The sequence below is a fragment of the Sanguibacter inulinus genome (assembly GCF_013415325.1).
Taxonomy (GTDB): Bacteria; Actinomycetota; Actinomycetes; order Actinomycetales; family Cellulomonadaceae; genus Sanguibacter; species Sanguibacter inulinus.
Genome location: NZ_JACBYE010000082.1, coordinates 1 through 9,309 on the forward strand (window position 1 = coordinate 1; position 9,309 = coordinate 9,309).

The 9,309-nt window shown below is 73.5% G+C and carries 7 protein-coding genes and 1 pseudogene; 1 reads left to right on the forward strand and 7 read right to left on the reverse strand.

The window, feature by feature from the left end:
- Nucleotides 1–2: 2 nt before the first annotated feature.
- The 4 genes from HZZ10_RS18525 to hemE form a co-directional block, all read right to left on the reverse strand.
- Nucleotides 3–980, reverse strand: coding sequence for a uroporphyrinogen-III synthase (locus tag HZZ10_RS18525; protein ID WP_179914642.1), 978 nt, complete (start codon nucleotides 978–980; stop codon nucleotides 3–5).
- Nucleotides 981–993: 13 nt separating this feature from the next.
- Complete coding sequence (gene hemC, locus HZZ10_RS18530) at nucleotides 994–1,932, reverse strand: hydroxymethylbilane synthase (RefSeq protein ID WP_056127086.1); 939 nt, start codon at nucleotides 1,930–1,932, stop codon at nucleotides 994–996.
- A 163-nt stretch (nucleotides 1,933–2,095) separates the two neighbouring features.
- A complete protein-coding gene (locus HZZ10_RS18535) occupies nucleotides 2,096–3,589 on the reverse strand; it encodes a protoporphyrinogen/coproporphyrinogen oxidase (RefSeq protein WP_179914643.1) in 1,494 nt (497 codons plus the stop codon).
- A gap of 22 nt (nucleotides 3,590–3,611) precedes the next feature.
- On the reverse strand, nucleotides 3,612–4,673 hold the full coding sequence (gene hemE / locus HZZ10_RS18540; RefSeq protein ID WP_179914644.1) for a uroporphyrinogen decarboxylase: 1,062 nt from the start codon (nucleotides 4,671–4,673) through the stop codon (nucleotides 3,612–3,614).
- A 62-nt stretch (nucleotides 4,674–4,735) separates the two neighbouring features.
- Here hemE and HZZ10_RS18545 point away from each other — a divergent pair, with 62 nt between their 5' ends.
- Nucleotides 4,736–6,205 (forward strand): glutamyl-tRNA reductase, encoded by a 1,470-nt coding sequence (locus tag HZZ10_RS18545; protein WP_179914645.1) that lies wholly within the window; start codon nucleotides 4,736–4,738, stop codon nucleotides 6,203–6,205.
- Between the two features lie 158 nt (nucleotides 6,206–6,363).
- Here the strand turns inward: HZZ10_RS18545 and HZZ10_RS18550 are convergent, their stop codons facing one another.
- The 3 genes and pseudogenes from HZZ10_RS18550 to HZZ10_RS18560 form a co-directional block, all read right to left on the reverse strand.
- Nucleotides 6,364–7,581: a DUF4333 domain-containing protein gene (locus tag HZZ10_RS18550; protein WP_179914646.1), complete on the reverse strand. Its 1,218-nt coding sequence runs from the start codon at nucleotides 7,579–7,581 to the stop codon at nucleotides 6,364–6,366.
- Nucleotides 7,581–8,768, reverse strand: coding sequence for a hypothetical protein (locus HZZ10_RS18555; protein ID WP_179914647.1), 1,188 nt, complete (start codon nucleotides 8,766–8,768; stop codon nucleotides 7,581–7,583). Before HZZ10_RS18555 ends, HZZ10_RS18550 begins: the two co-directional genes overlap by 1 nt.
- Nucleotides 8,765–9,309, reverse strand: a pseudogene (locus tag HZZ10_RS18560) (hypothetical protein); the annotation flags it as partial. The gene HZZ10_RS18555 and the pseudogene HZZ10_RS18560, both read right to left, overlap by 4 nt.

Consider the following 9,309-nt stretch of genomic DNA (forward strand, 5'->3'; position numbering starts at 1 on the left):
GTCTAGGGGTGGGCGGGCGCGCCGCCGAGGTCGTGCGAGGAGCGGCGCGAGCTGTCGGTCCTGTCGGTACCTCTGGCCTCGACGAGGGCTGCGAGCAGCCCGTCGTCGTCGGCGGTCCGGGCGACCGCGGCGACCTCCTGCCCGGTCTCGGAAGCCGCGCGCCGGGTCGGCTCGCCGATCGCGACGACGCTCACGTCCTCTCGCGGTCCGAGCTGCCCGGCGACCTCGCGGGCCACGCTCCCCGACGTGAGGACGACGGCGTCGAACCGGCCGTCCCGCCAGGCGGAGACGACCTCGGGTGGGGCCGGGTGCGAGACGGTCCTGTAGGTGGTGACGCGCACGGGCGCGAAGCCGCGCTCGCGCAGCCCCGTCTCGAGGGTGGGTCGGGCGAGGTCGCCGAGCGGGAGCAGGACACGCGGGGCGGGAGCTGTGTCGGTCACGCGCTCGACCTCCGGCCACTCCGCGAGCAGCCCGACGGCGGAGTTCTCGGTCGCCACGAGGTCGACCGTGATGCCGACGGCAGCGAGGGCGCGGGCTGTCGCCGGCCCGACGGCAGCCCACCGGGTGCCGCGCGCGATCCGGGCGAGCGGCTCTCGGCCGGGTCCTGCGTCGACCCTCGCCGCAGACGCGACGAGCTCGTCGACGGCGTTGACGCTCGTCACAGCGACCCAGGCGACGTCCCCGTCGCGGAGGCCGGCGACGGCCGTGTCGAGCACAGCCCTGTCGTCGTCGCCGATGTCAGCGCGCGAGACGAGCGGCGCGACGACGGCCGATCCGCCGGCCTGCTCGACGAGACGAGCGAGCCCGGCGCCGCGCCCGGGAGCACGGGGGATGAGAACCCTCCACCCGTCGAGCGGGAGCGCGGGTGAGGTCGGGGTGCCGGCGGGCTGGAGCTCGTCGTCGTGGCTGTCGCGCCCCGCAGCCGCTGCCTCCTGGAGACCGGTCACCTCGCGACCGGCCCTCGCCTCGGCAGCGCTCATCAGATGAACCTCATCAGATGAACGACGCTGCGCCGAGCGACAGGAAGTGGTCGGCGACGGCCTCGCCGAGGGCGATCGCCTCGGCGGTCGACGTGTCGGCCACCTCGACGGACTGCTGGTGACGCAGCTGCTCGCTGCCGTCGGGACGGGCGACCACGGCGTGCAGCGAGAGCAGCCCGTCGGAGACCGTCGCGTGGGTCCCCACGGGGGCCGCGCACCCGGCCTCGAGGCGCGAGAGCAGCGCGCGCTCGGCGAGGACCGACAGCGAGGTCGCGGGGTCCTCGAGGTCGCTGAAGGCGCGGCGGACCACGGCGTCGCTCTCGAGGAGCGTGGTCCGGGTCTCGACGGCGAGGGCGCCCTGACCGGGTGCCGGTGCCATGTCCACGACGGAGATGAGCTCGGTGATCGCGTGCTCACGGCCGATGCGGTTGAGACCGGCTGCGGCGAGCACGACGGCGTCGAGGTCTCCGGTCTCCGGGTGCACCCGGCCGAGGCGGGTGTCGATGTTGCCGCGGATGTCGACGACGTCGAGGTCGGGGCGGACGAGGCGCAGCTGCGCGGCGCGGCGCGGGGAGCCGGTCCCGACGCGGGCGCCGTGAGGGAGGTCGGCGAGCCTGTGGCCGGCGCGCGAGCACAGGGCGTCGCGCGGGTCCTGGCGGACGGGCGTCACGTGCTGCAGCCCGAGGACCCCTGTCGTGGGCAGGTCCTTGAGGGAGTGGACGGCCACGTCGCAGCGGTCGTCGAGGAGCGCTGCGCGCAGCGCGGTGACGAAGACCCCGGTGCCGCCCATCTGGGAGAGCGAGCCTGTGAGGACGTCGCCGTCCGTCGTGATCGGCACGATCTCGACAGGTCGGCCGGTCAGCCGGCGCAGGTCGTCGGCGACTGTCCCGGTCTGGGTCAGCGCGAGGAGGCTGCTGCGGGTGCCGATGCGGAGGGCGGGGTGTCCTGTCACCCGTCCAGTGTGCTCCCCTTCGCTCGCCGAGTCGAAATGAGAGAGGTCACAGAGGAATTGTTCGGGTGCTCGAAAATAGTTCTGACAGCCTGTCAGTTCTGCATCACAGAGGGTTGCCTAACAATGTGCAGGAAAGGTCACCCTAAGTAATTCCACGACCGATTCAGGAAAGGTCGAGCGAGCGCGCCGCGGCCTGCGCGTGCGGGACGACCGCGGCGAGCCCGGTGCCCGCCACCCATGCCCCGGTGACTGAGAGCCCGGGTGCCCCGTCCGCACGGAGCGCCGCCACGTCGCTGACCAGTCGAGACGTGCGTGCGCGGTGCGCCGGGGTGGGCGGCGAGAGCGCGTCGTCCCAGCGCGTCACGGCCGAGGAGAGCACGTCGCCGGACGCCAGGGGGACCCCGTAGAGCGCCTGGACGTCGAGCACGGCCTGCGCCACGAAGGTCTCGTCCGGGGCCGCCGAGTCGAGGTCCGACCCTGTCGGGCCGGCTCCGCCCCGCCCGTAGCTGAGCCGTACGACGTGCGCGTCCGGCCCGAGCGTGGCGTCGAGCCTCTGGCGCAGCCACGGCCACTTGGCCGAGGCGTGGGTCGAGCCCTTGGCGACGACGTCAGAGCCCGGTGCGACCAGGACGCCGGTGCCGCGGGGCGCGTCCCCGAGGGCGGGAGCACGCAGGACGAGCGTGACGAGCCGGATGTCGGTCCCGCGGACCGGTGCGGCCCCGGCGGTGTCGACGAGGTCTCCGAGCAGTGCGACGGCGGCGTGCCCGCCGACGGCGAGGACGACCCGCGCGGTGCGCAGCGTCTCGCCCGTCGTGAGCTGGACCTCCCACACGTCGCCGGTCCTCCGCAGCTGCCGGGCCCCTGTGCCGCGGCGGATCGACCCACCTGCCTCCACGGCAGTCTCGAGCGCGGCGACGAGCTGGTTCATGCCGCCGACCAGGCCGCGCACGGCCGAGCCTGCTGGCGCCTGCGCGCGCAGCGACCGGACCGCTGCCGCCAGCGACCCTGTGCGCTCGTAGGCGGTCAGGAGCCCCGGGGCGACAGCGTCGACCGACAGCAGCGCGGGGTCCGTCGAGTGCACACCGCCGGCCACGGGCGTCACGAGCCTGTCGAGCACGCGCCGGCCGAGACGGCTCTCCACGAGCGAGGCGAGCGTCGACGCGTCGACGCGTGATGCGGGCAGCACACGGTCCAGGCTGGCGCGGAGCGCCCCGACGACGCCGATCGCACGGCGCGTGTCCGAGGCCCACACGTGACCAGGGATCCCGAGGACGCCAGCCTTCGGCAGCGGGAAGGCGCGCCCGCGCGGACGGCGCCCGGCTGCCCTCGGGCCGGTGCCCTCCGGCACGTAGCCCCAGGCCGACAGACCGCTCGGCTCGACCGCCTCGAGCCCGAGCTCGGCGACGAGCGCGGCGATCGCCTGGCTGCGCGAGGCGTAGGACTCGGCGCCGGAGTCGACCACGACCGGCACGCCAGCGGGCCCCACGTCAGCCCGTGCGAGGTACCCGCCGCAGACCTCCGAGGCCTCGACGACGACGGGCGCGAACCCGTCGCCCACGAGGGTGCGGGCCGCCACGAGCCCTGCGATCCCGCCCCCGACGACGACTGCGTCGAAGACCGGGGCGGGCGTGCCGTCGTGCGAGGGGCTCGTGGTCATGGTCGTCAGGTGTCGTCAGGCTTCAGAGGGAGTGCACGAGCTCGACGACCCGCGTGAGGACCGTCGGGTCGGTGTCGGGCGGGACCCCGTGGCCGAGGTTCACCACGTGCGCAGGAGCCGTGCGGCCGCGCTCGACGACGTCGCGGACGTGCGCCTCGAGGACCTGCCACGGCGCGCCGAGCAGCGCGGGGTCGATGTTGCCCTGGAGCGGCGTCGTGCCGCCGAGCATGGCGTTGGCCTCGTCGAGGGGCGTCCTGTAGTCGACCCCCACGACGTCCGCGCCCACGTCGCGCATGGCGGGCAGCAGGTGGCCCGTGCCGGTGCCGAAGTGGATCACCGGGACGGGCAGGTCCTTGACGTGCGAGAGCGCTCGGGCCGACGACGGCGCGACGTGCGCGACGTAGTCCGCGAGGCTCAGGCTGCCCGCCCAGGAGTCGAAGAGCTGGGCGGCGCTGGTCCCCGCGAGGACCTGCGCGCGCAGGAACGTGCCTGTCACGTCGGCCGCCCACGTGGTGAGGCGGGCCCACGACTCGGGGTCCGTGTGCATCATGCGGCGTGCGCCGAGGTGGTCGCGCGACGGGCGCCCCTCGACCATGTACGCGGCGAGCGTGAAGGGCGCTCCGGCGAAGCCGATGAGCGGTGTGCTGCCGAGCTCGGCGACGGTGAGGCCGACGGCGTCGCGGATCGGCTGGAGGGCCTCGTCCGTGAGGGTCTTCTCGAGGAGCCTGTCGACGTCGGCCGGGGTGCGCACGGGCTCGCCGAGGACCGGTCCGACGCCCGGCGCGATGTCGACGTCGACCTCCGCGAGGCGCAGCGGCACGACGATGTCCGAGAAGAAGATGCCTGCGTCGACCTTGTGGCGGCGCACCGGCTGGAGCGTGATCTCGCTCGCGAGCGCCGGGTCCAGGCAGGAGTCGAGCATCGCGACACCCTCGCGGGCGGCCAGGTACTCGGGGAGGGAGCGACCGGCCTGCCGCATGAACCACACGGGGGTGGTCTCGGGTCGGTCGCCGCGCAGCGCGCGGACGAGTGGGGAGCTGGTCGTCCGGCCGTCGACGAGAGGGTGCGCTGAGGAGAGATTCACACCTCGATTCTGCCTTTCCGACCGACAAATGTTTAAATCGAATCGCTGTGGTTCTCATGTCGATGACCGCAAGTCACCACGAGCTTGACCTCGAAGCGCTCGAGCAGCTGTCAACAGGCGCGCATTCGATGGGCACGTCGGCCGTGCGGACCTGCGAGATGATCACCGGTGCCGTCGTGCTCGCGACCTGCAACCGGTTCGAGCTGTACCTCGACCTCGTCGACGGTGCGGCTGCTCCGGGCAGCCCGGGGACCCTCAGCGAGCGTGATCTTGCCCACGCTGCCGACGAGGTCGCCCGGCTCATCGCCGTGGAGTCCGGGGTCAGCCAGGAGGCCGCGCGGTCCGCCTTCACGGTCCGCAGCGGTGAGGGTGTCACCCAGCACCTCTTCACGGTCGCCTCGGGTCTCGACTCGATGGTCGTCGGCGAGCGGGAGATCGCCGGGCAGGTCCGCAGGGCCCTCGACGCCTCGCACGCCGAGTCGACGACGAGCCCGCGGCTCGAGCGCCTCTTCCAGTCCGCGTCGCGCGCCTCCAAGCGCGTCGCGCACACCACCCACCTCGGGGCCGACGGCCGCTCGGTCGTCTCGGTCGGGCTCGACCTCGCCGAGGCGAGCATCCCCCCGTGGCGCCAGACCTCCGCGGTGATCGTCGGGACCGGTGCCTACGCCGGGGCGACTGTCGCTGCGCTGCGCGCCCGCGGGTGCGTCGACATCGCCGTGTACTCCGCGTCAGGCCGCGCCGAACAGTTCGCGACGGCCCGGGGCGTCGACGCCGTGACGGACCTCGTGACGGCGCTCGGCGAGGCCGACCTCGTCGTCTCGTGCAGCGGTGCCGGGCGTGGCAACCGTCTGGCGCGACCTTCTGCTGGGCCCGGCGAGGCAGCCGCCCCAGGGTCGGGCCTGCGGACCGACGACCCCTCTGACCTGCGATACATCCTCGAGACCGCTGCTGTCGTGGCGGCCCGCGACGACGCGGCCGTCCGCGCCGGCGACGACGGGACGGCCCGCCCTCTCGTCGTGCTCGACCTCGCGCTGCACCACGACGTCGACCCCGGTGTCGGCGACATCGACCAGGTGCTGCTCATGGACCTCGGGACGATCCGCAGCCACGCGCCGTCGACGTCGTCGCTGCCCGTGCGCGCGGCACGCGAGATCGTCGCTGCGGCCGTCACCGAGTTCACCGTCGGCGAGACGCTGCGTGCGGCGGACTCTGTGGTCGTCGGGCTCCGGGACAGGATCACCGCCGAGGTCGAGGCCGAGCTGGCCCGATCGGCCGGGTCGTTCACGACTGACGCCGACAGGGCGGCCCACGAGAAGTCCTTGCGCCGGTTCGCCGCGACGCTCCTGCACCGCGGCATCACCCGCATCCGGGACGCCGCACGGGCCGGAGAGCCCCTCGAAGAGTTCGCGGAGGACACGGCGACGGTCCTGACGATGCGCTGGAACGGCCGTCGGGCCGTGCCTGGTGCCGGTCCCGCCACACCCGTCGCCGAGCCGAGGCACAGCCCGCGAGACGGGCTCGCCGCAGGCTGAGCGGGGGTTCGGTCGACGTCCTCCGGGTCTCGCGGCCGCGTGGGTCTCGTCGTGGGCGTGGTCTCGGGATCGACCGGGCCTGGCCGCCTCCTGAGCCTCGTAGCCGCCCGGTCTCGCCGTCTCCCGGGTCTTCGCCGGGACCGCACCGGGCGCGATCCTCAGCCGTCGACAGGTCCTCCGACCCTGTACTGGCCCGAGTCGTTGAGCACGAGCACGGGGACCGAGGCCGGGGCGCCGCCCGAGACGAAGGTGCACTCGAACTCGACCCCTTCGCGGACGTCGACAGACCCAGGACAGGTGACGGCGTCCACGTCGCTCAGCCCGAAGCGCGTGGAGAGGATCTTCGCGACGTCCTGCGAGACGACCGACGCGTCGAAGGTGGCGGTCTGCTCGAACGCACCTGTCACGGCCAGCGTGGCACCGACGCTGACGAGCGCGGTCAGCACGGCGGTGAGCAGGACCGTCCCGAGGGTGCGGCGCCGGGTCGGCCGTGCGGTCGCGGTGCTCGTCGTGGACGTGGGCGTGGGCGTGGGCGTGGATGTCGGCGTAGGCGCGGACGTCGGTCCGACGGGAGGCTGGTCGTAGGGCGACGGGCGGCCGTAGCCCGGTGACGGCGCGTGCCCGGGTGCGGTCCTGTAGCCCCCTGAGGTGGGGGTGCCGGGCGGTGTGCCGTAGCCCGACGAGGTGGGGGTGCCGTACCCCGACGAGGGGGTGCTGGCGGATGGTGTGCCGTACCCCGACGAGGGGGTGCTGCCGGATGGTGTGCCGAAACCCGACGAGGCGTTGCTGGCGGACGGTGTGCCGTAGCCCGACGAGGGGCTGCTGCCGCGCGGTGTCCCGTAGCCCTGCGCCGGGTAGCCCTGCGCGGCGCCCGACGCCGGGGAGGGGGCCGGACCGAGCGGCTGCGTCGGACGGAGGGCCGGAGTCGGGCGGAGGGCCGGCGTCGCGAAGGTGCTCGCCGTCCCGCCCGCCCCTCCGAGTCCGCTCCGGACCGTCGGCGCGGGGGCGTAGTCGGGTGCGGCCGGGCGCGCGACCGCTGCGGGCTGAGGTGCCGTCGTCGTCCCGGGCGCTGCTGTCCAGGGTGCTGCTGCCTGGGGTGCTGCTGTCCCGGGTGCTCCGCCGGATGGCGTCGCCGCTGCCCCGGGTGCAGTCGCCGCCGACGGTGCCTGCAGCCGGCGCGGGACCCGCGGCGGCACAGCTCCGCTGCCGGCTCCGATGCCTGCGCCGCCGCCGCCTGCTCCGATGCCTGCGCCGCCGCCGCCTGCTCCGATGCCTGCGCCGCCGCCGCCTGCTCCGATGCCTGCGCTGCCACCGCCTGCTCCGCGCTCTGCTCCGCCGTATCCGGCGCTGCCGGGAGGTGTTGGCTGGTCTGTCATCAGGCATCTCCGAGCGAGTTGATGAAGTCGTCGCGCTCGGTCTCCGAGAGCGTCGTGACGTCGTCCAGCTCCGGGGCTGGCGGGACGTCGTCGCGGGCCGCGGTCCCGGTGATCTCAAAACCGAGCTGGAGCACGAGGTCGGGCACGTCACCCTCGCCCGGGACCACACCGTTCATCTCGATCTTGAGCAGCGCGCCGTCGGCGTCCTGCCAGAGGTTCACGGGGACGAGCGTGCTGAGCATGGTGTCGGTGAGCATCGCGGTGAGCGACTCCGGCATCGAGAGCATCTCGGCGTCGAGGATCGACTGGAGGGTCACCTCGGTCTGGCTGAGGACCTCTCCGTCACGTGAGCTCGTGACCGTACGGCGCATGCTCGGTCCGGCGTCCGAGGCCTCGGTGGCGTTGATCGCGTCGCGCACGTCGCAGACCGTCGAGAAGCCGAGGACGTAGCACATGGCGTTGTCGCCGAGGATGCCGAGGCTCCCGTAGAGGGTCGGGAACCTGACCCACGGGGTGTCGATGTCGGTGTCGAGCCCGTCGCCGAGGAGGAGGTAGTCCCACGAGTCACCGCCGACGTGCAGCATGTCGATGGTCCGGCCGGTCCCCGGGTCGTTCTGCTGCGTGAAGAGCGACGCGGGGTTGCCGCTGACCGCGACGACGGACTGCCCGGCCGAGGTGTCCTCGCCGAAGGTCGCATGGGTGTACGTGACGCCGGTGATGTCGGTCGTCTCGCCGGTCGTGAAGGGGGAGGACTCGAGGATGTGCGAGTCGAGCAGGTCCATCTGGGCCGTGAAGCGCTCGGTGGCTGCGACGTCGACGGCGTCCCAGTCGGGGAACGCCTCGCCGCGCACGGGCTCGGGTGAGCACGCGCCGAGGCCGAGCAGCACGCCCACGGCTGCGACGGCGGCGAGCGGTCGGCGTGAGCGCGAGGCCCTGCCCGGACGAGCGGACGGAGTGTTGGCTGTGTCGCGGACGCGGACGCGGACGCTGGGGTTGGTGCTGGGGCTGTTAGTTGTCCCGGTGCTGGGGTTCGGGCTCGGGCTGATGGTTGTTCCGGTTCCGGTTCCGGTGCCGGGGCTGGTTCTTGTTCCGGAGCCGGAGCCGGTGCTTGTGCTCGTGCTCGTGCTCTCGCTCGTGCCGGCGGCGCTCTCGGCCCCGGCTCCGGTGCGTGCGCGGTCGACAGTCACAGGCCACCTGCCTCGGTGAACAGCGCGAGCGCGTCTTCGCCGAGCGGCATGGCGCCGAGCTCGGTGGGCGACCTGAACGAGGTGGTGGCCACCAGGTAGCCGGCTCCTGTCACGGTGTCGTAGTCGGACAGCCACCCGCCGCCCGAGGCGCCCTGGGTCATGGCGCACTCGATGCCGAAGGCGCCGCGCTGGAGCACGAACCAGTCGTCGCTCGCGCAGTACCGCTGGTCCAGGCCGTCGAAGGGAGCGGCTGCCGGGTAGCCCGTGACGAGCAGGTCGTCGACGGTCCCGCCGAAGGCGATGCCCTGGCCGCCGGTCACCTCTTGGATGCGTCGACCGTCGTCGTCGGGCGCCATGGTGAGGAAGGCGAAGTCGTGCGTCCAGCCGCTGCCGATCACCATGCCGAGGGAGTTGGTCGAGGCGTTGTCGGCGAACTCCTGAGGACCGTAGGCGGACTCTGCGGCCCAGTACCCGTATGGCGCGACGGCGCCGTTGTCCTCGTCGGCGGGGACGAAGAACACGTTGGTCGCCCACCCGGTCC